The 22976-nt window shown below is 72.2% G+C and carries 15 protein-coding genes and 2 pseudogenes; 8 read left to right on the top strand and 9 right to left on the bottom strand.

The window, feature by feature from the left end; all coding sequences use genetic code 11:
* Window positions 1-42: 42 nt before the first annotated feature.
* On the top strand, window positions 43-813 hold the full coding sequence (locus tag ACGFXC_RS22280) for an SDR family NAD(P)-dependent oxidoreductase (protein WP_393715280.1): 771 nt from the start codon (window positions 43-45) through the stop codon (window positions 811-813).
* A 60-nt stretch (window positions 814-873) separates the two neighbouring features.
* On the opposite strand, the gene ACGFXC_RS22275 is transcribed toward ACGFXC_RS22280, so the two are convergent.
* On the bottom strand, window positions 874-1392 hold the full coding sequence (locus ACGFXC_RS22275) for a DUF4240 domain-containing protein (protein WP_393715278.1): 519 nt from the start codon (window positions 1390-1392) through the stop codon (window positions 874-876).
* 128 nt (window positions 1393-1520) lie between these two features.
* Here ACGFXC_RS22275 and ACGFXC_RS22270 point away from each other — a divergent pair.
* Both ACGFXC_RS22270 and ACGFXC_RS22265 read left to right on the top strand, forming a co-directional pair.
* Window positions 1521-2300: pseudogene (locus ACGFXC_RS22270) on the top strand (serine/threonine-protein kinase); the annotation flags it as partial.
* A 141-nt stretch (window positions 2301-2441) separates the two neighbouring features.
* Window positions 2442-2987 (top strand): annotated as a pseudogene (locus ACGFXC_RS22265) (cellulose-binding protein); the annotation flags it as partial.
* 59 nt (window positions 2988-3046) lie between these two features.
* On the opposite strand, the gene aceE reads toward ACGFXC_RS22265, so the two are convergent.
* The 5 genes from aceE to ACGFXC_RS22240 all read right to left on the bottom strand — a co-directional run bounded on the left by aceE (window position 3047) and on the right by ACGFXC_RS22240 (window position 11840).
* Complete coding sequence (aceE, locus tag ACGFXC_RS22260; RefSeq protein ID WP_393715276.1) at window positions 3047-5731, bottom strand: pyruvate dehydrogenase (acetyl-transferring), homodimeric type; 2685 nt, start codon at window positions 5729-5731, stop codon at window positions 3047-3049.
* A 225-nt stretch (window positions 5732-5956) separates the two neighbouring features.
* The gene (locus tag ACGFXC_RS22255) at window positions 5957-6580 is read right to left on the bottom strand and encodes a GntR family transcriptional regulator (protein ID WP_351831605.1); all 624 of its coding nucleotides are present in this window, start codon (window positions 6578-6580) and stop codon (window positions 5957-5959) included.
* 186 nt (window positions 6581-6766) lie between these two features.
* Window positions 6767-8539: a 2-oxoglutarate dehydrogenase, E2 component, dihydrolipoamide succinyltransferase gene (gene sucB, locus ACGFXC_RS22250; RefSeq protein ID WP_393715274.1), complete on the bottom strand. Its 1773-nt coding sequence runs from the start codon at window positions 8537-8539 to the stop codon at window positions 6767-6769.
* A 57-nt stretch (window positions 8540-8596) separates the two neighbouring features.
* On the bottom strand, window positions 8597-9985 hold the full coding sequence (gene lpdA / locus ACGFXC_RS22245) for a dihydrolipoyl dehydrogenase (RefSeq protein ID WP_393715273.1): 1389 nt from the start codon (window positions 9983-9985) through the stop codon (window positions 8597-8599).
* Window positions 9986-10310: 325 nt separating this feature from the next.
* Complete coding sequence (locus ACGFXC_RS22240) at window positions 10311-11840, bottom strand: leucyl aminopeptidase (RefSeq protein ID WP_393715271.1); 1530 nt, start codon at window positions 11838-11840, stop codon at window positions 10311-10313.
* A 356-nt stretch (window positions 11841-12196) separates the two neighbouring features.
* On the opposite strand from ACGFXC_RS22240, the gene ACGFXC_RS22235 reads away from it, so the two are divergent.
* From ACGFXC_RS22235 to ACGFXC_RS22215, 5 genes are all read left to right on the top strand, one after another.
* Window positions 12197-14236 carry a hypothetical protein gene (locus tag ACGFXC_RS22235; protein WP_393715269.1) on the top strand — a complete coding sequence of 680 codons (2040 nt, stop codon included), beginning with the start codon at window positions 12197-12199 and terminating at the stop codon, window positions 14234-14236.
* Between the two features lie 106 nt (window positions 14237-14342).
* Complete coding sequence (gene pelF / locus ACGFXC_RS22230; protein WP_393715267.1) at window positions 14343-15857, top strand: GT4 family glycosyltransferase PelF; 1515 nt, start codon at window positions 14343-14345, stop codon at window positions 15855-15857.
* Entirely contained in the window at window positions 15854-17476 is a 1623-nt protein-coding gene (locus tag ACGFXC_RS22225) for a hypothetical protein (protein WP_393715265.1), read from the top strand. The genes pelF and ACGFXC_RS22225 overlap by 4 nt, the downstream gene beginning before the upstream one ends.
* A 67-nt stretch (window positions 17477-17543) precedes the next feature.
* Window positions 17544-18197 carry a spherulation-specific family 4 protein gene (locus ACGFXC_RS22220; RefSeq protein WP_393715263.1) on the top strand — a complete coding sequence of 218 codons (654 nt, stop codon included), beginning with the start codon at window positions 17544-17546 and terminating at the stop codon, window positions 18195-18197.
* A complete protein-coding gene (locus ACGFXC_RS22215) occupies window positions 18194-19036 on the top strand; it encodes an endo alpha-1,4 polygalactosaminidase (protein ID WP_393715261.1) in 843 nt (280 codons plus the stop codon). Before ACGFXC_RS22220 ends, ACGFXC_RS22215 begins: the two co-directional genes overlap by 4 nt.
* A gap of 42 nt (window positions 19037-19078) precedes the next feature.
* Here ACGFXC_RS22215 and ACGFXC_RS22210 read toward each other — a convergent pair whose 3' ends face one another.
* From ACGFXC_RS22210 to ACGFXC_RS22200, 3 genes are all read right to left on the bottom strand, one after another.
* Window positions 19079-20299 (bottom strand): sensor histidine kinase, encoded by a 1221-nt coding sequence (locus ACGFXC_RS22210; RefSeq protein WP_393715259.1) that lies wholly within the window; start codon window positions 20297-20299, stop codon window positions 19079-19081.
* A 72-nt stretch (window positions 20300-20371) separates the two neighbouring features.
* The gene (locus ACGFXC_RS22205) at window positions 20372-20998 is read right to left on the bottom strand and encodes a hypothetical protein (protein ID WP_393715258.1); all 627 of its coding nucleotides are present in this window, start codon (window positions 20996-20998) and stop codon (window positions 20372-20374) included.
* Between the two features lie 53 nt (window positions 20999-21051).
* Window positions 21052-22935: a phosphatidylglycerol lysyltransferase domain-containing protein gene (locus ACGFXC_RS22200; RefSeq protein ID WP_393715256.1), complete on the bottom strand. Its 1884-nt coding sequence runs from the start codon at window positions 22933-22935 to the stop codon at window positions 21052-21054.
* Between the last annotated feature and the right edge of the window lie 41 nt (window positions 22936-22976).

Here is a 22976-nt window from a genome sequence, read left to right as displayed (position 1 = left end):
ACACTCTGGCAAAACGTGCCATGCAGTCGGTAGGCTCGCCGCATGAACCGTTACGAAGGACGTCGCGTCCTCATCACCGGCGGCGGGTCCGGCATCGGCCAGGCCACCGTCCACCGCATTCTCGCCGAGGGCGGCCGCGTGCACACCGTGGACGTCAGCGAAGCCGGACTCAAAGCCACGGCCGAGCGGGCCGCCGCCGACGGCCACGCCGCCCGGCTCACCACCGCCACCCTCGACATATCCGACGAGGCCGCGGTCAAGGAGGGCGTCGCCGCCTCCGTCGACGCCCTGGGCGGCATCGACGTCCTGGTCAACGCGGCGGGCATCCTGCGCTCCGCGCACACCCACCAGACCACGCTCGACTTCTGGAACAAGGTCATCGCGGTCAACCTGACCGGCACCTTCCTGATGATCCGCGAGGCGCTCCCGGCGCTGCTCGCGGGCGAGCAGCCGGTCGTCGTGAACTTCAGCTCCACCTCGGCGACCTTCGCCCACCCCTACATGTCCGCCTACGCGGCCAGCAAGGGCGGCATCCAGTCGATGACCCACGCGCTCGCCGCCGAGTACAGCAAGCAGGGCCTGCGCTTCGTCTGCGTCGCCCCCGGCTCCATCGAGTCCGGCATGACCACCGGCAACGGCCCGGGCCTGCCCGAGGACACCGACTGGTCCCTCTTCACCAAGCTCGCCCCGGCCCTCGGCCAGGGCTTCGCCGGCCCCCAGGCCGTGGCCGGCGTCGTCGCCATGCTCGGCTCCGAGGACGGCTCCTTCATCACCGGCACCGAGATCCGCATCGACGGCGGCACGCACTACTGACCCGCCCCGCCACCGTCACCCCCGGGACCGCCCGGTCCGCCGGACGGGGCGGGCCGGGCCTCAGGCCCTGAAGCGGTCCCACAGCCGGGGGAAGCGCTCCGCCAGCACGGCTTCGTCCTCGAAGTCCAGCGCGGCGCCCTCCGGTTCCGCCGCCTGGAGCGGGACGCCCAGGTCCGGCGCCACCGAGCCGGTCAGCTGCTCGTACGCCTCGTCGGCCGCGTACCCCAGCTCCTCGCCGTCCCCGTCGATGTCCTCGTCGAACTCCCCCAGCAGCTCCGCCAGCTGGTCCGGGTCGTGGACGCCGCCCTCGAAGACCTCCCGGCCCTGGCCGATCAGCCAGCACCGGAAGTAGTCGAACGCGTCGTCGCTCGCCCCGTCGAGCAGTACCCAGGCCGCACCCCACAGGTCCCAGGTGTACGCCCGGTTGTACCGCGACTCGAAGTGCCGGGCGAAGTCCAGCACGGAGTCCGGGTCGAGCTGTGCCAGCCGCTCCACGAGCAGCTCGGCGTGTTCCTCGGGGTCGCCCTCGGCGGCCTCGCGGGTACGGTCGACGATCTCCCAGAACTCCGTCTCGTCCATCACCGCTCCAGCATCACGGGTCGGCCCCCGCGCCGCCACCGCGCATACGGCCAAAGGCCGGTGCCCGCCCCCCGACCGGCCGCATACTCGGAGCACGGCGGCGGGCGCGACGGCGAGAGGGGAGCGCGATGCGGGGGGAACGGATCGAGGGCCGCTACGAGCTGGAGGAACGGCTCGGCGAGGGCGGCATGGGCGAGGTGTGGAGCGCCCTGGACGTCCGGATGATGAGGCCGGTCGCCGCCAAACTGGTACGCACCGTACCGGGCATGGACGCGACCCAGGTCGAAAGGCGCTTCACGCACGAGGTGCGCTCCGCGGCCAACCTCCCGCACCGCCACACGGTGACGGTCCACGACTGCGGCGAGACCCTGCTGGGCGGCCGCCGGCTGCTCTACCTGGTGATGGAACGCCTCGACGGCAGCACGCTGGCCCGGCTCTTCCGCGATCCCCGGCCCGTGCCCTGGTACGACATCGCGAACTGGGGCGGCCAGATCGCCACCGCGCTGTCCGCGGCGCACGAGCGCGGCATCGTCCACCGGGACGTCAAGCCGGGCAACGTGATGCTCACCGGGGCCGGCGTGATCAAGGTCCTGGACTTCGGGCTCGCCAAGATCCTCGGCGACACCCTGCGGGTGTCCGACCTCACCGTCACCGGCACCGCCATGGGCACCTTCGCGTACATGTCCCCCGAACAGTGCCGCGGCGACTCCGCCATCGACCACCGCGCGGACCTCTACAGCCTGGGCTGCCTGCTTTACGAGGGCCTCGCCGGCCGCCCGCCCTTCACGAGCGCCGAGCCGTACGCACTGCTCTACCAGCAGGTGCACGAGCAGCCCCGGCCGCTTCCCGCGGGCCGGGCCCCGGCCGCGCTGAGCGACCTGGTGATGCGCCTGCTGGCCAAGGACCCGGGCCACCGTCCGCCCGACGCGGGCACCGTCGTACGGGAGGTGGACCGCCTCCTGGCCGCGTACCGGCAGCCCCCGTACCAGCCGCCCGTCGCCGCCGCCGCCGTCGCCGTCGCGGACGGTACGGACGGCCCGGCCCGGATGCGCGCCGAGGCCGAGCGGGAGATCGCGGAGCTCCGGGAGCGCGCCGAACACGAGGTGCATGCCGTCCGGGCGACGGCGCTGCGGGACGCGGCCGCGGTGCGCGAGAGCGCCGACGCCCTGTTCGAGGAGACCCGCGCCAGGGCGGCCCGGGCCGCCGAGGAGTTCGAGACGCACCTGGCCCGGCGGCGCGAGCAGTCCGCGCACGACCTGGCCGTCCGCGAGGCGAGGGCCGACAAGCGCCTCGCGGAGATCGAGCACCGGGCCGAGCAGCTGCGCCTGGAGGCCGAGAAGCTGCGCACGGCCACCGAGCGGCAGGCCCGGCAGACGGTGGAGGCCACGCGGCGGCAGGCCGCGGAGATCGTCGCCGCCGCGACCGCGGAGGCCGGCCGCATCCGCGGCGAGTCCGAGCGCGAGCTGGCCGCGCTCACCGAGCGGCGCGACTCCATCAGCGCGCAGCTGACGACCGTCCGCGAGACGCTGGCCCGGCTCACCGGCATGGCGGTGGACGCCCCGGAGCAGGAGCAGCCGGTCCGGCAGCAGGGATGACGCGAGGCGGCCCGCCCCCCTGGGGGGACGGGCCGCCTCGCGCTCGTACGGGCCGGGGCCTACAGGCCGTAGCGCTCCCGGGCCTCCTTGACGATGGACGCCGGGGCCTCGCCGCGGCGGGCGAGCTGGGCCAGCGCGGCCACCACGATCGACTGGGCGTCGACGCCGAAGTGGCGACGGGCGCCCTCACGGGTGTCGGAGAGGCCGAAGCCGTCCGTGCCCAGCGAGGTCCAGTCCTGCTCGACCCACTGGCTGATCTGGTCCGGGACCTGACGCATCCAGTCGGAGACGGCGAGCACCGGGCTGGTGACGCCCTCCAGCGCACGGGTGACGTACGGGGTGCGCAGTTCGCCGCGCAGCAGCGCCTCGTCGCACTCCAGCGCGTCGCGGCGCAGCTCGCCCCACGAGGTGGCGGACCACACGTCGGCGGCCACGTTCCAGTCGGCGGCGAGCAGCTTCTGCGCCTCCAGGACCCAGTGGATCGCGGTGCCCGAGGCCATCAGCTGGATCTTCGGGGCGTCGGCGGCCGGGGCCGCCTCCGCCAGGTCGGCCGCGGTGTTGAAGCGGTACAGACCCTTGAGGATGCCTTCCTCGACGCCCTCGGGCATCGCGGGCTGGACCTTCGGCTCGTTGTAGACCGTCAGGTAGTAGAAGACGTCTTCCGGCTTCTCGCCGTACATGCGGCGCAGACCGTCCTTGACGATCACCGCGATCTCGAACGCGAAGGCCGGGTCGTAGTTGAGCGACGCCGGGTTCGTGGACGCGATCAGGTGCGAGTGGCCGTCCGCGTGCTGGAGGCCCTCACCGGTCAGCGTGGTGCGGCCGGCGGTGGCGCCGACGATGAAGCCCTTGCCGAGCTGGTCGGCGAGCTGCCACATCTGGTCGGCGGTGCGCTGCCAGCCGAACATCGAGTAGAAGATGTAGAACGGGATCATCGGCTCGCCGTGCGTCGCGTACGACGTGCAGGCGGCGATGAAGTCGGCCATGGCGCCGGCCTCGGTGATCCCCTCGTTGAGGATCTGGCCGTCCTTGGCTTCCTTGTAGTACATCAGCTGGTCGCGGTCGACCGGCTCGTAGGTCTGGCCGAGCGGCGAGTAGATGCCGGCGGACGGGAAGAGGGACTCCATACCGAAGGTACGGGCCTCGTCGGGGACGATCGGAACCCAGCGCTTGCCGGTCTCCTTGTCCCGCATCAGGTCCTTGACGAGCCGGACGAAGGCCATGGTGGTGGCCATCTCCTGCTTGCCGGAACCCTTGAGCAGCGGGGCGAAGGACCGGTCGGCCGGAGCCGGCAGGGCAACGGGCTTGACCTTGCGGGCCGGGGCCGGGCCGCCGAGCGCCGCGCGGCGCTCGTTCAGGTACCGGACCTCGGGGCTGTTCGCGCCGGGGTGGCCGTAGGGCACGACGCCGTCGGCGAAGTCGCTGTCCGGGATCGGCAGGCCAAGGAGGTCACGCATGTCCTTGAACTCGTCGATCGTCAGCTTCTTCATCTGGTGGTTCGCGTTCTTCGACTCGAACCCGGCACCCAGCGTGTAGCCCTTGACGGTCTGCGCGAGGATGACCGTCGGCGCGCCCTTGTGCTCCAGGGCGGCCTTGTACGCGGCGTAGACCTTGCGGGGCTCGTGGCCGCCGCGGGAGCTGTGGAAGCACTCCGCGATCTTCGCGTCGGACAGCACGCCGGCCAGCTGCACGAGCTCGGCGTTGGCGCCGAAGAAGTGCTGGCGGATGTAGGCCACGTCGCGGGTCGCGTACGTCTGGAACTGCGCGTCGGGTACCTCGCGCAGGCGGCGCACCAGGGCGCCCGTGGTGTCGAGCTGGAAGAGCTCGTCCCAGGCGGAGCCCCACAGGGACTTGATGACGTTCCAGCCGGCGCCGCGGAACTGGGCCTCCAGCTCCTGCACGACGCGGAAGTTCGCGCGGACCGGACCGTCGAGGCGCTGCAGGTTGCAGTTGATGACGAAGGTCAGGTTGTCGAGCTGCTCGCGCGAGGCCAGGGCCAGGGCGGCGGTCGACTCGGGCTCGTCCATCTCGCCGTCGCCCAGGAAGGCCCAGACGTGCGAGTTGGCGGTGTCCTTGATGCTCCGGTTCTGCAGGTAGCGGTTGAAACGCGCCTGGTAGATCGCGGAGAGCGGGCCGAGGCCCATGGAGACCGTCGGGAACTCCCACAGCCACGGCAGGCGCCGCGGGTGCGGGTAGGACGGCAGGCCGTTGCCGCCGGACTCCTGGCGGAAGTTGTCGAGCTGCTGCTCGGAGACGCGTCCGTCGAGGAACGCGCGGGCGTAGATGCCGGGGGAGGCGTGGCCCTGGATGTAGAGCTGGTCGCCCGATCCGTCGGCCTCCTTCCCGCGGAAGAAGTGCTGGAAGCCGGTCTCGTACAGCCACGCGGCGGAGGCGAAGGTGGCGATGTGGCCGCCGACGCCGTACTTGGAGCCGCGGGTCACCATGGCGGCCGCGTTCCAGCGGTTCCAGGCGGTGATCTTGGCTTCCATCTCCATGTCGCCGGGGAACTCGGGCTCCGCGGCGGTGGGGATGGTGTTGACGTAATCCGTCTCCAGCAGCTTCGGCAGCGCGAGGCCGGCGGCCTCGGCGTGCTGGAGCGTGCGGCGGAGCAGGTATTCGGCGCGGCGCGTACCGGCGGCCTGGGCGACTGCGTCGAGGGAGGCCGCCCATTCGGCGGTCTCCTCGGTGTCGCGGTCCGGGAGCTGGTCGAGCTCGCTCGGAAGCTTTCCTACGGGGTCGGACATCGGTGTGCGCCGCCTTCCGGACAAAGGAGAGGAGGTGGTGATCAAACACCCTGACGGGCAGGACAGGGTCGAAGGACCCGGTTGGGGTCCGGGTTGACTGTAAAGCGCTGATCGATGATCGATCAAATAAAAGTGACGAATAAATGTCACCCACGCAAAAGTCGGCACCGGGTGCCATGAATCCAGGCACCCGGTGCCGATCTGTTTCCGGCGCGTTTCCGCTGCTCAGGCGCGTGGAGCGCATCCCAGGACATGCCGCTTGACCAGCACGCCGATGTCCGGATCCTGGGCACGGAACGCCGCCACGAGGGCCTCGTGCTCCTCGGCGTAGGACTTCTGGACCGTACCCAGCCAGCGGATGGACAGGGCCGTGAACACCTCGATGCCCAGGCTCTCCCAGGTGTGCAGCAGCACGCTGTTCCCGGCCGCCCGCACCAGCTCGCGGTGGAAGCCCACGGTGTGCCGCACCTGGGCCGTGCCGTCCTCGGTGCGGTCCGCCTCCCACAGGGCCGCCACGTGCGGCTCCAAGGCCGTGCAGTCGGCCGCCAGGCGCGGGGCGGCCAGCTCGGCCGCGATCTGCTCCAGGCCCGCGCGGACCGGGTAGATCTCCTCCAGGTCGGCGGCGGAGAGGTTCCGGACGCGCACGCCCTTGTTCGGCGCCGACTCGATCAGCCGCAGCGTCTCCAGCTCGCGCAGGGCCTCCCGTACGGGCGTCTGGCTGACCTCCAGCTCGACCGCGATCCGCCGCTCGACGATCCGCTCGCCGGGCTTCCAGCGGCCGCTGACGATCCCCTCCACGATGTGCTCGCGGATCTGCTCGCGCAGCGAGTGCACGACGGGTGGGGTGATCATCGGCGTTTCAACTCCTGTGGGGGCACACGCGGCCTGATGCCTAGACAATACGGCCGTCGTGGCCTGCTGCGATGCGTTCCCGGTCAGGGACGCAGGGTGAGGCTCGTTACAACGACGGCGCCCCCGCCCGGAAGGATCCGGGCGGGGGCGCCGCGAGCGGCAGCAGGGGCTGCGCGCGGGGCCTTACAGGCCGAGCTCGACCTCGAACTCGCCGGCTTCCAGGATCGCCTTGACGGCGCCCAGGTACCGGGCCGCGTCCGCACCGTCCACCAGGCGGTGGTCGTAGGACAGGGTCAGGTACGTCATGTCGCGGATGCCGATGTTCGTGCCCTCGGCGGTCTCGATGACCACCGGGCGCTTGACCGTCGCGCCGATGCCCAGGATGGCGACCTGGTTCGGGGGCACGATGACCGTGTCGAACAGCGCACCGCGCGAGCCGGTGTTGCTGATGGTGAAGGTCGCGCCCGACAGCTCGTCCGGCGTGATCTTGTTGCCGCGGACCTTGGTGGCCAGGTCGGCGGTGGCCTTGGAGATGCCCGCCAGGTTGAGGTCACCGGCACCCTTGATGACCGGGGTCATCAGGCCCTTCTCGGAATCCACGGCGATGCCGATGTTCTCCGAGTCGAAGTAGGTGATGGTGCCCTCGTCCTCGTTGATCCGGGCGTTGACGACCGCGTGGGCCTTCAGCGCCTGGGCCGCGGCCTTGACGAAGAACGGCATCGGGGACAGCTTGACGCCCTCGCGGGCGAGGAAGCCGGCCTTGGCCTTCTCGCGCAGCTTCATGATCTTGGTGATGTCCACCTCGACCACGGAGCTGAGCTGCGCCTGCGAGTGCAGGGCCTTCATCATGTTGTCGCCGATGACCTTGCGCATGCGGGTCATCTTGACGGTCTGACCGCGCAGCTCGGAGACCGCGGCGGCCGGGGCCTTGGCGGCGGGAGCGGCGGCGGCCGGAGCCGGAGCGGCGGCCTTGGCGGCCTCGGCGGCGGCCAGGACGTCCTGCTTGCGGATGCGGCCACCGACGCCGGTGCCCGAGACCGTGGACAGGTTGACGCCGGACTCCGAGGCGAGCTTGCGCACCAGCGGGGTCACGTACGCGCCCTCGTCACCGGCGGAAACCGGGGCGGCGGGCGCGGCGGCGGCCGGAGCCGGAGCGGCGGCCGGAGCCGGAGCAGCGGCGGGGGCCGGAGCGGCCGGAGCCGGAGCGGCCGGAGCCGCGGGGGCCGGAGCCGGAGCGGCCGGAGCCGGAGCCGCGGCGGGAGCCGGAGCGGCCGGAGCCGGGGCCGGGGCTGCCGGGGCGGCGGCCGGGGCCGGGGCGGCGGCCGGAGCCGCACCCGCGACGCCGATGACGGCCAGACGGGCACCGACCTCGGCGGTCTCGTCCTCGTTGACCAGGATCTCCAGCAGGGTGCCGGCGACCGGGGCGGGGATCTCGGTGTCGACCTTGTCGGTCGAGACCTCGAGCAGCGGCTCGTCGGCCTCGACGGACTCGCCGACCTGCTTCAGCCAGCGGGTGACGGTGCCCTCGGTGACGGACTCGCCCAGTGCGGGGAGCACGACGTCGGTGCCGGAAGCGGCACCGGCGGGGGCGGCGTCGGCGGCGGGCGCCTCCGCGGCCGGAGCTGCTGCCGGAGCCTCGGGGGCCTCGGCGGCCGGGGCCGCCGGGGCCGCCGGGGTCTCGGCGGCGGCCGGCTCGGCGGCCGGAGCCGCATCGCCGGAGCCGTCGTCGATGACGGCCAGCTCGGCGCCGACCTCGACGGTCTCGTCCTCGGCGACCTTGATGGAGGCCAGGATGCCGGAGACGGGGGAGGGGATCTCGGTGTCGACCTTGTCGGTCGAGACCTCGAGCAGCGGCTCGTCGGCCTCGACGCGCTCGCCCTCGGCCTTCAGCCAGCGGGTGACAGTGCCCTCGGTGACGCTCTCACCGAGCGCCGGAAGGGTTACGGAAACCGACATGGTTTCTGTTGCTCCTAACGAAAGTGCGGAAGTGGTCGTCGCGCCCGTGACTGTGGATTAGTCGTGTGCGTGAAGCGGCTTGCCGGCCAGGGCCAGGTGGGCCTCGCCGAGAGCCTCGTTCTGGGTCGGGTGCGCGTGGATGAGCTGCGCGACCTCGGCGGGCAGGGCTTCCCAGTTGTAGATCAGCTGGGCTTCGCCGACCTGCTCGCCCATACGGTCACCGACCATGTGGACGCCGACCACGGCACCGTCCTTGACCTGGACGAGCTTGATCTCGCCCGCGGTCTTGAGGATCTTGCTCTTGCCGTTGCCCGCCAGGTTGTACTTCAGGGCCACGACCTTGTCCGCGCCGTACAGCTCCTTGGCCTTGGCCTCGGTGATGCCGACGGAGGCGACCTCGGGGTGGCAGTACGTGACGCGCGGGACGCCGTCGTAGTCGATCGGAACGGCCTTCAGGCCGGCCAGACGCTCCGCCACCAGGATGCCCTCGGCGAAGCCGACGTGCGCGAGCTGGAGGGTCGGGACGAGGTCACCGACGGCCGAGACGGTCGGCACGTTGGTCTGCATGTACTCGTCGACCAGGACGTAGCCGCGGTCCATCGCGACGCCCTGCTCCTCGTAGCCCAGACCCTGGGAGACCGGGCCGCGGCCGATGGCGACCAGCAGCACCTCGGCCTCGAAGGTCTTGCCGTCCGCGAGCGTGACGCGGACGCCGGTCTCGGTGTACTCCGCCTTCTCGAAGAAGGTGCCGAGGTTGAACTTGATGCCGCGCTTGCGGAAGGCGCGCTCCAGGATCTTGGAGCTGTTCTCGTCCTCGACCGGGACGAGGTGCTTGAGGCCCTCGATCACCGTGACGTCGGTGCCGAAGGACTTCCACGCCGAGGCGAACTCGACGCCGATGACGCCGCCGCCCAGGATGATCGCGGACTCGGGCACGCGGTCCAGGACCAGCGCGTGGTCCGAGGAGATGACGCGGTTGCCGTCGATCTCCAGGCCCGGCAGCGACTTCGGCACGGAGCCGGTCGCCAGCAGGACGTGGCGGCCCTGGACGCGCCGGCCGTCGACGTCGACGGACGTCGGGGAGGACAGGCGGCCCTCACCCTCGATGTACGTCACCTTGCGGGAGGCGACCAGACCCTGAAGGCCCTTGTAGAGGCCGGAGACGACCTCGTCCTTGTACTTGTGCACACCGGCGATGTCGATGCCCTCGAAAGAGGCCTTGACACCGAACTGTCCGGCTTCGCGGGCCTGGTCGGCGACCTCGCCGGCGTGGAGCAGAGCCTTCGTGGGGATGCAGCCGTTGTGCAGGCAGGTGCCGCCGAGCTTGTTCTTCTCGATCAGCGCAACGTCGAGACCCAGCTGGGATGCGCGGAGCGCCGCGGCGTAACCGCCACTGCCACCGCCGAGGATCACTAGGTCGAAAACGGTGCTGGCGTCGTTCGCCACGTCACGTCCTCCATGCATGTGCGCCGGGCACCGGTCCTCTGTGACCGGGGCGGCGGCTGGTAATCGGCCGCTTGTTTCTTCGGCCCTGTGGTGGGGGCCCTGTCCTGCCGAGAACCCATCTTCGCATTTGTCGGGGGAACGCGGGACGCCGGGCCCCGGGTGTGGACGGTCGTTCTGCCCGAAGTCCGGGTTACCGCGGCGTAGGAACCTACTGATCCTCCAGGTTTCGTCCAGAGCGAACGCGCCCCGGTCCCATGATCGGGATCCCGGGGCGCCGTCACGGCTCACGAGGAGCGTCTCAGCAGGTGGTACGTCGGCGGCGGGGTCAGCCCAGGTCGCCCGTCGCGGTGCGCTCGGCGAGCCGGACCAGGGTGCGGACGGCCGAGCCGGTGCCGCCCTTGGGGGTGTAGCCGTACGGGGCGCCCTCGTGGAAGGCGGGGCCCGCGATGTCGAGGTGGGCCCAGGTGATGCCCTCGCCGACGAACTCCTGGAGGAAGAGGCCGGCCACCAGACCGCCGCCCATCCGGACGCCCATGTTGGCGATGTCGGCGGTGGGGGAGTCCATGGTCTTGCGCAGGTCCTCGGGGAGCGGCATCGGCCAGGAGGCCTCGCCGACCTCTTCCGCGATCTCGTGGATCGAGGTGCGGAAGGCGTCGTCGTTCGCCATGATCCCGAAGGTGCGGTCGCCCAGCGCCAGCACCATGGCGCCGGTCAGGGTGGCGACGTCGACGATCGCGTCCGGGGCCTCCTCGGAGGCCTTGGTCAGCGCGTCGCCCAGGACCAGCCGGCCCTCGGCGTCGGTGTTGAGGACCTCGACGGTCTTGCCGCTGTACATGCGCAGCACGTCACCGGGCTTGGTGGCGGAGCCGGAGGGCATGTTCTCGGCGAGCGCGAGCCAGCCGGTGACGTTGACCTGGAGGCCCAGCTTGGCGGCCGCGACGACGGAGGCGAAGACGGCGGCGGCGCCGGCCATGTCGCACTTCATCGTCTCGTTGTGACCGGCCGGCTTCAGGGAGATGCCGCCGGAGTCGTAGGTGATGCCCTTGCCGACGAAGGCGAGGGTCTTCTCCGCCTTGGCGTGGGTGTAGGAGAGCTTCACCAGGCGGGGCGGGTTCTCGGAACCCTTGCCGACGCCCATGATGCCGCCGTACCCGCCCTTGACCAGGGCCTTCTCGTCCAGGACCTGGACCTTGATGCCGTTCTCCTTGGCGGCCGCGGCGGCCACGGCGGCGAAGGCCTCGGGGGTGAGGTCGTTCGGCGGGGTGTTGATCAGGTCACGGGCGATGTTGACCTCGGTCGCGACGACCTGGGCGCGCTCGGCGGCGGCCTTGTGCTCCTTGTCGCGCGGCTTGGCACCCAGCAGCGCGACCTCGGCCAGCGGCAGCTTCGGGCCGGAGCCCTTGGCGGCCTTCTTCTCGCCGCCCTGGTAGGCGGTGAACGCGTACGCGCCGAGCAGCGCGCCCTCGGCCACGGCGGTGACGGCGGAGGCGTCGTCCAGGGGCAGGGCGAAGCCGGCCTTCTTCGCGCCGTGCAGGGCGCGGGCGGCGGCGCCGGCGGCGCGGCGCAGTGCCTCCTCGTCGAAGGACTCGTCCTGCTCGGGTGCGGAGCCCAGGCCGACCGCCAGCACGACCGGGACCTTGAGGCCGGCCGGGGCGGGCAGCTTGGTGGTCTCGCCTTCGGCGCCCGAGGCACCGAGCGCGTCGAGCACGGCGGCGAGCTTTCCGTCGAAGGCCTTGTCCACGGCCTCGGCGCCGGCGGCCACGAGGAGCCCCTTGGGGCCCTTGGCCACGCCGACCACGAGGGCGTCGGCGCGCAGGGTCGCCGCGCCGGCAGTGCTGAGAGTCAGAGCAGTCACGGTGGTGAAGTCTCGCTTCCGTTTGTGTGTGTGGTCGGTGTGGACACGTCGGGATCTCCGGCCGCTCCGCAGCGATCGTATTCGGGCCCGGCGGCCGCCGGAAATGAGCCTACGCGCACGTACTCGTCCGTACGTCACTCGAAGGTTTGTCAAGTTGTTCGATCAATACGGCATCAGGTTCACCCATCTGTGGACTCTGCTCCAGGTTTGCCTCGTAGACCTGACGAGGTCCGAGAGACTCGAGCCACTCTCGCAAGGGGACGCGGGGTCCTTTTGCATGATTTCCACAGAGCCTCCCCGGCCCGGCCGTCCGCCAAGGGCCGTTCCGAGGGATGGCCTGCGGGGGGAAGGCCGAAATGGTCAACAAGAACCGGATGAACAGGGTCGCCGCCGCGATGGCGGCCGCAGCCCTGGTGTCCGTCGCCGTACCCGCTGCGCACGCCCAGGCAGCGGCCACCGCAGTGACACCGCGGATCGACCTCAGGGTGCTCGTCGTCGACGACGGCGGCAGCTCGGTCCAGGCGCTCATCGCGGAGCTCCGCGACACCGGAGTCCCGTACACCCGCGTCGACCTGGGCAGCTCCAGCCGCCCCGTGATCAACGCGGCGTTCCTCAGCGACACGGTCTCCGGCCGTCCGCGAGCCAAGTTCCAGGGGGTCGTACTGCCGAACGAGAGCCCGTTCCCAGCGGGCTCCGCCGAACTCGCCGCACTCACCGCGTACGAGACGACGTACGGGATCCGCCAGGTCGACGCCTACACCTGGGCGCACCCCGAGGTCGGCCTGGAGTACACCGACAACGGCGGCTACGGGGGCACCCTCGACGGCACGCAGGCCGCCGTCACGGCCGCCGGCAAGACGGGTCCGTTCGGCTACCTGGGGGGTCAGGTCGCCTTCGAGGACAACTCGCCGCTGGTCCCGGAGAGCTACGGGTTCATGGCGAAGCCGCGCACCGGCTACACCAGCTTCCTCGACGCCCCCGTCCCGGGAAGCTCCGAACGGGCCTCGCTCGTCGGCGAGTACACCCACGACGGGCGCAGCGAACTGGTCGTCACCTTCGGGTACAACCAGTACCAGCAGCAGTTCCGGCTGCTGGCCCGGGGCATCGTCGAATGGCTCACCCAGGGCGTCCACCTCGGCCAGGAGCGCAACTACTTCGCGGTCCACGTCGACGACGTCTTCGCCCCGGACGCGCGCTGGGACAAGACCCTCAACTGCACGCCCGGCGACTACGCCTGTGCGGGCGGCGAGGGCAAGGAGAGCACGATCCGCATGACCGCCGCCGACGCCCAGTACGCGGCGCAGTGGCAGACGAGCAAGAACTTCAAGCTCGACATGCTCTTCAACGCGGGGGCCGGGGAGGAGTGGAAGGCCGAGAACGGCGGTACCGACGCCCTGACCGCGCAGCTCCTCGCGGACAAGGCCAAGTACCGCTGGATGAACCACACCTACACCCATCTGTTCCTCGGCTGCACCCAGGACGTCTCCGTCAGCCCCTGGACCTGCACGAAGAACGCCCAGGGCGCGACGAACTGGATGAGCCGGTCCGAGATCTCCGCCCAGATCCGGGACAACAACAACTGGGCCGCCTCCCACGGCCTGACCACCGACCGGACCGAGATCGTCACCGGTGAGCACTCCGGGCTCAAGACGCTCCCGCAGCAGCCCACCGACAACCCCAACCTGGCCGGTGCGTTCGCCGACAACGGGATCAAGTGGGCGGGCAGCGACAACTCCCGCGAGCCCGATCAGCGGGCCGTCGGCGCCGCCCTCACCGTCCCCCGCTACCCGATGAACGTGTACTACAACACGGGCACCGACGCGGAGATGGCCGACGAGTACAACTGGATCTACACCAGCCGCGCCGACGGCGGCAGCGGCCTGTGCGAGGACAACCCGGCGACCTCCACCTGCCTGCCGGCCCCGCTCGACCCGAACACCGGGTTCCTCGACTACATCGTCCCGGCCGAGGCACGGACCGCCCTGCGCCACGTCCTCGCCAACGACCCGAAGCCGCACTACGTCCACCAGTCCAACCTCGCCGAGGACCGCACCCTGTACCCGGTGCTCAACTCCGTCCTCGACACCTACCGCACGCTGTACGCGCCGAGCGCGCCCCTCGTCAACCAGAGCATGAAGGACACCGGCGTCGAGCTCGGCCGCCGGGCCGCCTGGGACAAGGCCGTCGCCAACAACCAGGTCACCGCCTACCGGATCGGCAAGGACGTCACCGTCAAGGCGCCCTCCGGCGTACTGGCCCCGATCACCGCACCCAACGGGACCAAGAAGCAGCTCCTGCTGGGCACCACGGACTTCGGCGCCGCCTACGCCGGAACCCGTTCCGCCTGGTCCTCGCCCGAGCTGCTGCAGTCCGCGGTCACCCTGAAGCTCGCCTGACCGGGCCGCGGCCGAACCGCCAGTAGGCCACCACGTTCCACCTAGCGCCGGCGCTCCGCGAACCCACGGGCGCCGGCCCCTTTTCCGTCCTGGGGGGACACACCGCATGAGCCATGGGCGTCATGTCACCATGCTCACCGAAGGCACCTATCCACACGTTCACGGGGGCGTCAGCACCTGGTGCGACCAACTCGTCCGCGGCATGCCGGAAGTCGACTTCAACGTCATAGCCCTGACCGGCTCCGGACGCGAGCCGGTCACCTGGGACCTCCCGCGCAACGTCTACCGGCACACCGCCTTCCCGCTCTGGGGCCCGCCGCCCTCCCGGACCCGCCGCTCCGTCCTGCGGGGCAAGGCCCGCCGCGGGTTCGACGCCCTCTACGAAACCTTCCTGCTGTCGCTGATCGACCCCGCCCACGGCGGGTTCTCCGAGGTCCTCGGCGAATTCGCCGCACTGGCCCGGGCCGGCCGGCTCGCCCCGGCGCTGCGCTCCGAGTCGGTGCTGCGCCTGCTGATGGCCGTGTGGACCCGTCCCGGCCTGGTCACCGCCGGGGCCGCGCCCACCATCCACGACGCGCTCACCGCCACCGACCTGCTGGAACACGCCCTGCGCCCGCTGGCCGTGCGGATCCCGCCGGACAGCGTCGCCCACGCGGTGAGCAGCGGTCTGGCCACCCTCCCGGCGCTCGCCGCCAAACGCCTCGACAAGGTGCCCTTCCTCCTCACCGAGCACGGCATCTACCTGCGCGAGCGCTACCTCGGCTACCGCACCGCCGCCCAGCGCTGGCCCGTCAAGGCCCTGATGCTGGGCTTCTACCGGGAGCTCAACTCCGAGGGCTACCGGCAGGCCGACCTGATCACCCCGGTCAACCAGTACAACCGCCGCTGGGAGGAGCGCGGAGGAGCCGACTCCGCCCGGATCCGCACCGTCTACAACGGCGTCGATCCGCACGCCTTCCCCGAGGCCGGCCCCGAACCGGAGGTGCCCACCCTCAGCTGGTGCGGCCGCATCGACCCGATCAAGGACCTCGAAACCCTGATCCGGGCCTACGCGTTCATGCGCCGGGAGCTGCCCGCCCTGCGCCTGCGCCTGTTCGGCCCGGTCCCGGCGGGCTGCGAGGAGTACCGGCTGCGCCTGGAGAAGCTCGCCGCCGAGCTCGGCGTGGGCGACGGGATCACCTTCGAGGGCCGCATCGAGCGCGTCGCCGACGCTTATGCGGCGGGCAGCGTCGTGATGCTGTCCTCCATCAGCGAGGGCTTCCCGTTCAGCATCATCGAGGCCATGTCCTGCGGCCGCACCACCGTCTCCACCGACGTCGGGGGCGTGCGCGAGGCCGTCGGGGACACCGGGCTCGTCGTCCCGCCCCGCGAGCCCGAGACCATGGCCCGCGCCGCCCTGGCCCTGCTCCGCGACGACGGACGCCGCGCCGAGCTGGGCCGGATGTCCCGCGCGCGGGTGGTCGAGAAGTTCACCCTGCACCAGTCCGTGGACGGCTTCCGGCACATCTACCGGGAACTCGCCGGCCAGCCGGTCCTGCCCGTGCGCGAGGGCGACGACTGGACCCAGCGGCTCGCGGACCCCTGGTACCGCGAACTCGCCGCCGACGGGAGCCTGTGGTGAGCGGCTCCCTCTGGCTCAGGCCCCCCGGACCGGAGGGCGGCTGGGTGCACCTCGGCCACGCCGCCGCCACCGGCCACGCGTCCGCCGCCGCCCGCGCCACCACCGGCGCGGCGGCCGCCGGCACCCTCCCCGCCGTCCCCCGCCCCCGTCAGCGCACGGGGGCGGCGCCCGCCGCCGACCCCATGGACGAACTCGCCGAGCGCCTCGACGCCCTCGTCGCCGCGGCCGTCCACCCCGACGAGATCGCCGCCGTCCTGGAATCCGACGGGATGAACGACGAGTACATCCGCCTCACCTACGGCCGCCGCGACTCCTTCGACCTCGCCGAGGAGCTCTACGCCCGGGTGCCGCGGGCCTTCCCCGAACCCGACCGGGTCCCCGACCCCTGGAAGGTCCCCCTCACCGCCTGCCTGCTGCGCGGGGTGATCTTCGCCCTGCCCGGCCTCGCCTACGTCCTGGGCGCCCCGCTCCTCGAAGGCCCCCAGGACCGGCTCGGACTGCCCGCCGGGACCCTGACCCTGCTCGCCGGGGCCCTCATCGGCTGGGTGTGGGACCAGACCCTGTCCCACCGCGCCTACTCCTGGCTCGGCCTCGGCGACCGCGCCGCCGCCCGGCGCACCCTGCTCGCCGGAGCGCCCGCCGGGGCGCTGCTGGGCACCGCCGCCGCACTCGCCGTCCCCGGCGGGCCGCCGTTCTCGTACGCCTTCGCCGCCGGCCAGGCCCTGTACGTGGGGGCCGCCACCGTGCTGCTGGTGCTCGGCCGCGAGCGGGTGCTGCTCGCGGCCCTCGCCCCGATGGCCGCCGGCGCGCTGCTCTCCCTCGCCGTGGACCTGCCCGTACCGGTACGGGCGGCGCTGCTGGTCCTGTCGCTGCTGGCCGCCTGCACGCTCGCCCTGCGCGAACTCCCGCTCGCCGCGGGCCTGCGGGCCGGTGCCCGGCGGCTCCGCGCCCGGATCCGGCACCGGCACGGCGAGGGCGGCCCGGTGCGCTGGCGGATGCTGCGCGGCGCCGAGGAGGACCACGCCCGGCGCGGCCCCCGGATCGGGGACTCGGTGCCCTACGGGGTCTTCGGCCTCGGGACCGGCCTGCTGGTGCTGTACGCCGCCCTCGGGGAGGTGCTCTCCGGCGGCCCGGCCGAGGCGGTCGCCGCACCCAGCGCGGTGGCCCTGACCCTCAGCATGGGCCCCGCCGAGTGGCTGCTGCACCGCTTCCGCAGCGGCAGCCTCGCCGGGCTGCGGGCGGCCCGCTCGCCCGGCGCGTTCTGGCGCCGGATGCTCTCCACCCTGGCCGGCTGCCTCGCCTGCTACCTGACGGTGCTGCTGGCCCTCGGCCTCACCGGGACCCTGCTGTGGCCGCACGCCCCCGCCCTGTCCGGGGTGCGCGTCGCGACCCTGCTGCTGCTGGGCGCGGTGATGTGGACGGGGCTGCTCCTGCAGTCCTTCGGCGCGGTCCGGCCCGCCGCCGTGGTCTGCGCGGGCGCCGCCGTCGCGCAGAGCCTGGCCCTGCTCGTCGGGGTCGGAGCGCCCCGGCTCGTCCAGCTGGTGGTGGCGGGCGGCGCCGCCGCGGCCCTGGCCGTCCTGGTCTGCCTGCTCCTCGGCCGGGCGACCGCCCACCGGTGATCCCTCCCCCGCCGATTCCCGCCCGCCGATTCCCGCCCGCCCGTCCCCGTACGAGGAGAAGGACCCCATGCTGCTGGTGCCCCTGTACGAGCACCCCGCCGACCGCCCCGAGGAGTGGGAGCGGCTCATCCGCTGCGCCGGCCGGCTGCACTCCGTGGTGCTCAACCCCGACAGCGGGCCGGGCCGGGCCCCCGACGAGCGGTTCGCCGCCGTCGCCGCCCGGCTGCGCGGGGCGGGCGTGGCCGTCCTCGGGTACGCCGACACCGACTACGGGCGCCGCCCGCACGCGGAGGTGGTGCGGGACCTGCTGCGCCACCGCGACTGGTACGACACCGACGGGGCGTTCCTCGACCAGGCCGCTGCCGAGCCCGAACTGTTGGGCCACTACGGCCGGCTGGCCGTCTCCGCCCGGGCCGCCGGAGCCCGTACGCTCGTCCTGAACCACGGCGTCCACCCGCACCCCGGGTACGCCGGGCTCGCCGACCTGCTCGTCACCTTCGAGGGACCCTGGGACGCCTACCGGGACGCGGCGGCCACCCCGCCCGCCTGGACCGCCGACCACCCCGCCCGGACGTTCTGCCACCTCGTGTACGCGGTCCCGCCCGGCGCGCCGGCCGCCGAACTCGCGGCGGAACGCGGGGCCGGGGTGTACTGCGCGGTCCCCGGAACGGGCGCGCACCCGTGGGGGACCCTCCCGTACGCCCTGGAGGCGGCCGGATGAAGACCACCACCACCGCGGCGGCGGCGCTCGCCGCCTTCGCCCTGCTGCTGCTCACCGGCTGCTCGTCGGACTCCGACGACGACGACGGGACGCCCGAGCCCGGACCCACCGGGGCCCCGACCCCGGCCCCGGCTCCCGGGGAGCGCTGGCAGCCGAAGCCCGGCACGGCCTGGCAGTGGCAGCTCAGCGGGAAGCTGGACACCTCCTTCGACGTGCCCGTGTACGACGTCGACGGGTTCAACACCAGCCAGGAGCAGGTCGCCGCCCTGAAGCGGGCGGGCCGCCGCACCATCTGCTACGTCTCCACCGGCGCCTGGGAGGACTTCCGCCCCGACTCCGGCGACTTCCCCGGGGACATGCTCGGCAAGGGCAACGGCTGGAAGGGCGAACGCTGGCTCGACGTCCGGCGCCTGGCGGACCTCGAACGGCTGATGGGCAAGCGCTTCGACATGTGCCGCGACAAGGGCTTCGACGCCGTCGAACCCGACAACATGGACGCCTACCGCAACGAGTCGGGCTTCCCCGTCACCGCCGACGACCAGCTGAAGTTCAACCGGATGATCGCCAAGCTCGCCCACGACCGGGGGCTGGCCGTCGGCCTCAAGAACGACCTCGACCAGATCCCGCAGCTGGTCGGCGACTACGACTTCGCGGTCAACGAGCAGTGCGCCCAGTACCACGAGTGCGACGAGCTCACCCCGTTCGTCCGGGCGGACAAGGCCGTCTTCCACGTCGAGTACGAGCTGTCCACGGACCGGTTCTGCGCCCGCTCCAAGGAGCTGAAGCTCAGCTCCCTGGAGAAGAAGCTCGAACTCGGCCCCTGGCGCAAGTCCTGCTAGCGGCGGCAGCGGCGCGGGGGCCGGGTCCGGCCGGGGGCGGCGTCAGACGACCGGGAGGATCGCGTGGACCCGGTAGCCGCCCCCGTAGCGCGGCCCGGTGAAGCAGGAGCCGCCCAGCGCGCCCGTCCGCTCCCGCATGCCCAGCAGTCCGTGCCCGCCGCCCGGATCGGCCGCTCCGGGGGCGGAGTCGGCCGAGTCGCCCCCGTCGTCCAGCACCGTCACCTCCAGCGAGGCACCCACCCGCACCACGCTGACCTCGGCCTTCGCCCCCGGCCCGGCGTGCTTGCGGACGTTGGTCAGTGCCTCCTGGATGACCCGGTACGCCGCCAGGTCCACGGCGGACGGCAGCGGCCCGGTGTCCGTCCCGAGCTCCAGGAGCACCCGTACCGGCAGCCCGGCGTGCCGGAAGGTGTCCAGCAGTTCCTCCAGCAGGGCCAGCCCCGGCGCGGGTTCCGTCGGCGCCTCCGGATCGCCCGACTGCCGCAGCAGCCCGACGGTGGCGCGCAGCTCGTTCAGCGCGGAGCGGCTGGCGTCGCGGACGTGCGCGAGGGCCTCCTTGGCCTGGTCGGGCCGCTTGTCCATGACGTGCGCGGCCACCCCCGCCTGGACGTTGACCAGGGCGATGTGGTGGGCCACCACGTCGTGCAGGTCCCGGGCGATGCGCAGCCGCTCCTCGGCGACCCGCCGCCGGGCCTCCTCCTCGCGGGTCCGCTCGGCCCGCTCCGCCCGCTCGCGCATGGCGTCGATGAAGGCCCGCCGGCTGCGCACCGCGTCACCGGCGGCGGCGGCCATCCCGGTCCAGGCGAAGATGCCGAGGTTCTCCTGCGCGTACCAGGGCAGCGGTCCCGCCAGCATGGCGACCCCGGTCAGCCCGGCCATCGTCAGCACCCCGATCCGCCAGGTCGTGGGGCGGTCGGTGCGCGCGGCGACCGTGTACAGGGCGATCACCGCGCACATCGCGACGGGCGCCCGCGGCTCCCCGGTGGTCAGCTCCAGCATCGACAGCCCGCAGGTCACCGCCAGTACGGCGCGCGGACTGCGGCGCCGCAGCACCAGGGCGGCCGCGCCGAGCAGCATCAGCACCAGGGAGAAGGGTTCGGGGGCGCGGGTGCCGAAGGTGGGCCCGTGCGGGCCGTGCGGATCGGCGAAGGACCCGAGGACCATGAAGACGAACGCCCCGAGCGCGAGCACGGCGTCGGTGGCGAGCACGTGCGCCCGCGTCCACCGCCGGGTGCGGGCGAAGGGTCCGAGGTCTGTCGTCACCCCGATACGGTACGGGTTCCCCACCGCCCCGCGGCGCGTACGGCGCCACCGGGGCGTAGGGCCCGCCGAGGATCAGCGGCCCGGTGGCGCGGGCGCCCCCGAAAGGCGGGCGCGGACGGTGCACACGGCCATCACGGCGGCGATGGCCGCGAGGTGTTCCTTGCCGGCGAGGTTGTCCTTGAGCAGCACCTCGCCGATCATCACCAGGATCACCAGACCGCCGGTCAGGTAGGCCCGGTAGCGCCAGCAGACGTAGATCGCGAGCCCCACGACGGCGGCCGAGGGCCCGGTGTCGTTGACGATCCGGTCGGACACCGGCAGGCCGAAGGGGTGGTCGGGCCCCAGCGAGAGGCCGATCCGCGCGTAGGTGGTGCCGGCGAGGGTGGCGACGTAGCCGATGAGCAGGGTGCGCCACCAGCCGATGCAGATCTCCGCGATCCCGAAGACCAGCAGGATCTGTGCGAGGGCCCCCCACACCGGCAGGTCGAGGGCGGGCACGAACAGCGAGAGCGGCGTGCGCAGCAGCGCGAGCCACAGGGGGTCGACGGCCTTGACGGACCCCAGGTTCTGGACGGGCTGGAAGCCCCAGGACGTGTTCTGCACGACCTGGAAGACCGAGGTCAGGCAGACCGCGCCGATGGTCATCGGGATCGCCCGCCAGGTGTCACGGACGAGCGCGTCCCGGATGGTCCAGAACATGGGGCCCCACTCACGGCGGGCGAACCGCCGTAGTGGGGCCGTCGACCACGACGTCAACGAATCGTCTCCAGATGTCTGCGGTGCAGCCACTTCGGCAGGCCGGGTGCCTCCAGGAAGCCCTCGGCCCGGCCCGCCGCGATACCGATCCGCAGCAGGTCGGAACTCTTCTCGAAGAGCATGAACCGCGGTTCCCAGATCGGCCGGTATTTGGCGTTGGCCCGGTAGAGGGACTCGATCTGCCACCAGCGGGAGAAGAAGCTCAGCAGCGAGCGCCACATGCGCAGCACCGGACCCGCGCCGAGCTTGGACCCCCGCTCGAAGACGGAACGGAACATCGCGAAGTTCAGTGACACCTGTGTGACGCCGATCTCCTTCGAGCGTTCCAGGAGTTCGATGACCATGAACTCCATCAGGCCGTTCTCGGAGTCGCGGTCACGGCGCATCAGGTCGAGCGAGAGGCCCTTGGGCCCCCAGGGCACGAAGGACAGCACGGCCCGCAGGTCGCCGTTGCCGTCGGTGCACTCCAGCATCACGCACTGGCCGTCGTCGGGATCGCCGAGGCGGCCCAGCGCCATGGAGAAGCCGCGTTCGGTCGCGCCGTCGCGCCAGTCGTCGGCCCGCTGGAGGAGGACGTCCATCTCCTCGGCCGGGATGTCCGCGTGGCGGCGGATGCGGACGGTGTACCCGGCTCGCTTGACCCGGTTGTAGGCCTGCCGGACGGTCCGCATGGCGCGGCCCTCCAGCGTGAACTCGTCGGTCTCCACGATGGCCTCGTCGCCGAGCTCCAGCGCGTCCAGGCCGTGCCGCGCGTAGATCTGTCCGGCTTCCTCGCTGGCGCCCATGACGGCCGGGACCCAGCCGTGCTCGCGGGCCTCGGCCAGCCACGGCTCGATCGCGCCGGGCCAGGCCTCGGGGTCGCCGATCGGATCGCCGGAGGCGAGCGAGACGCCGCCGACGACGCGGTAGGTGACGGCGGCCTTGCCGGTGGGGGACCAGATCACGGACTTCTCGCGGCGCAGCGCGAAGTAGCCGAGCGAGTCGCGGTCGCCTTGCCGGGCGAGCAGCGCCCGCAGCCGCTCCTCGTCCTCGGGGGTGAGCGGGTCGACGGCGCGCCGCGAGCGGAAGGCCGCGAACAGCACGGCGAGCAGCAGCAGCATCGACATCACGTTGATGAACACGTCCACCCAGGCGGGCGTGGTGATCGCGTTGTACGCCTTGTCGTCGGGCGCGAGCGTGACCAGCCGCATCACGCCGTACCGCCAGCGGGCCAGGAACGTCGCGTCGGCGCGGTCCGGGTCCGTGTTGGTGGCGCCCACCAGCAGGGCCGCGACCAGTGAGGTCAGCAGCAGCCCGACGGCGGCCACGACGGTGGCCAGCTTCGGGTTGGAGCGGTCGCCCTTGGCGTAGAACTCGTGCCGGCCCACCAGCAGCGCGCCGACGAAGGCGGCCGTCAGGGCGAGCGAGACCCAGTTCTGCGCGTGGTCGCGGAACTCCGGGTAGCAGAGGTTGACGTCACCGCTGGTGCAGGGGGCGAAGGCGGCGACCGCGAAGGCCAGCAGCAGCATGCCGCTGACCACCAGGTTCAGGATCCACGCGGCCCGCTTGCGGCGGCCCATCGTGACCGCCAGCAGCAGCGAGAACAGCCCGGAGGCGAACCCGGCCGTCAGCAGGTACGGGGTGTAGAAGTCGGCGGTGTTGTGCCGGCGCAGGTCCTGCCCGAGCGAAAGCCACACCGCGCTGAGGAAGTTCACGAAGGTGACGGCCCGCAGGTACCAGACCGCGAAGGCGGCGCTGCGCCTCGACGAGGCGCTCCCCCTGCGGTTCTCCCCCTTCGCGGCGGGCTCGCCGCCCGGCTCCTTCTTGCTGTTGGAAACCTTGCCGGAGGCCTGATCGAGGCTCCGGTCGGTGTCTGCGCTGGTCAAGCGGACCTCTCCCATGAAAAGCGATGATATGGGGCGTCACCGTCCACAGGCAGTGC

It is taken from the genome of Streptomyces sp. NPDC048507 (assembly GCF_043199995.1).
Classification (GTDB): Bacteria; Actinomycetota; Actinomycetes; order Streptomycetales; family Streptomycetaceae; genus Streptomyces.
The sequence above is the reverse complement of the archived record's forward strand: the minus strand, read 5'-3'. Positions and strand labels throughout refer to the sequence as shown.

Coding starts and splice junctions, on each gene's coding strand:
- ACGFXC_RS22235 (WP_393715269.1), top strand. CDS start 12,197: ATGGTCAACAAGAACCGGATGAACAGGGTCGCCGCCGCGATGGCGGCC.
- ACGFXC_RS22215 (WP_393715261.1), top strand. CDS start 18,194: ATGAAGACCACCACCACCGCGGCGGCGGCGCTCGCCGCCTTCGCCCTG.
- pelF (WP_393715267.1), top strand. CDS start 14,343: ATGAGCCATGGGCGTCATGTCACCATGCTCACCGAAGGCACCTATCCA.
- sucB (WP_393715274.1), bottom strand. CDS start 8,539: ATGTCGGTTTCCGTAACCCTTCCGGCGCTCGGTGAGAGCGTCACCGAG.
- ACGFXC_RS22275 (WP_393715278.1), bottom strand. CDS start 1,392: ATGGACGAGACGGAGTTCTGGGAGATCGTCGACCGTACCCGCGAGGCC.
- ACGFXC_RS22280 (WP_393715280.1), top strand. CDS start 43: ATGAACCGTTACGAAGGACGTCGCGTCCTCATCACCGGCGGCGGGTCC.
- aceE (WP_393715276.1), bottom strand. CDS start 5,731: ATGTCCGACCCCGTAGGAAAGCTTCCGAGCGAGCTCGACCAGCTCCCG.
- ACGFXC_RS22205 (WP_393715258.1), bottom strand. CDS start 20,998: ATGTTCTGGACCATCCGGGACGCGCTCGTCCGTGACACCTGGCGGGCG.
- ACGFXC_RS22200 (WP_393715256.1), bottom strand. CDS start 22,935: ATGGGAGAGGTCCGCTTGACCAGCGCAGACACCGACCGGAGCCTCGAT.
- ACGFXC_RS22220 (WP_393715263.1), top strand. CDS start 17,544: ATGCTGCTGGTGCCCCTGTACGAGCACCCCGCCGACCGCCCCGAGGAG.